The 1,092-nt window shown below is 71.7% G+C and carries 1 protein-coding gene; it reads left to right on the forward strand.

Going from position 1 to position 1,092, the window contains the following annotated elements; all coding sequences use genetic code 11:
- On the forward strand, positions 1–956 hold a 956-nt coding region (locus AB0G02_RS25990; protein WP_360798324.1), incomplete at its 5' end, for an MFS transporter.
- Positions 957–1,092: the final 136 nt, after the last annotated feature.

Here is a 1,092-nt window from a genome sequence, read left to right on the forward strand (position 1 = left end):
GCCGTGAGAACGTCAAGATCGACTACCTGGGCGCGAGCCTGATCGCGGTCGGCGTCAGCGTGCTGCTGGTCTGGATCTCCTTCGTGGACGCCTCGTTCGCGTGGCTGTCGTGGCAGACCTTCGCCATGGTCGGCGCCTCCGTGGTGCTGCTCGGCGCGGCCATCGCGGTGGAGGCCCGTGCCGCGGAGCCGGTGGTGCCGCTGCGGATCGTCAAGCAGCGCACGACGGCGCTGGCGATCCTGGTCAGCGTGGCGGTCGGCATGGCGATGTTCGGCGGCGCGGTGTTCCTCGGCCAGTACTTCCAGATCGGCCGGGGCTACTCCCCGACCGAGGCGGGCCTGCTGACCATCCCGATGATGGCGGGCGTGCTCGGCGCGTCCATCGTGTCCGGGCGGCTGATCACCAAGACCGGCAAGGTCAAGCCCTACATCGTGGCGGGCGCGGCCACCCTGGTCGTCGGGTTCTTCGCGCTGGGGCAGATCGACCACCAGACGTCCCTGGTGCTGGTCGGCGGCGCGATGCTGCTCGTCGGCGCCGGGGTCGGCATGAGCATGCAGAACCTGGTGCTCGCCGTGCAGAACACGGTGCCGCTGAAGGACATCGGCGCGGCCAGCTCGACCATCGCGTTCTTCCGGTCGCTCGGCGGCACGGTCGGCGTGTCGGTGCTCGGCGCGGTCCTCGCGCGCCGGGTGGAGTCGGCCATCGTCCGCGACCTGACCGCGGCGGGCATCCCGGCGAGCGGTTCGGGCGGCGGCAGCCTCAACCTCAACGTCCTGCCGGACGCCGTGCAGCACATCATCCGCGCCGCGTACGGCGACGCCACCGGTCACATCTTCCTGATCTCGGCGGCCATCGCGGTCATCGGCGTGGTGGCGGCGCTGCTGCTCAAGCCGATCACGCTGCGCACCAGCCTCGACCTGGCCGAGCAGCAGCCGAAGGTGGGTGCGGACTCCTAGTCCTCGCACGCTCGACCGGTCCACGGGCCGGCGCGGCGACGGGTTGGCGAGAACCCGTCGGGACGTGGCACTCGGGCAACTGCCGCGCCGGCCCCGCCCCACCTCCCGTCCAGGCCGCCCGAATCCCCAGGTCCGA

The sequence above is a fragment of the Actinosynnema sp. NPDC023658 genome, assembly GCF_040639995.1.
Lineage (GTDB): Bacteria > Actinomycetota > Actinomycetes > Mycobacteriales > Pseudonocardiaceae > Actinosynnema.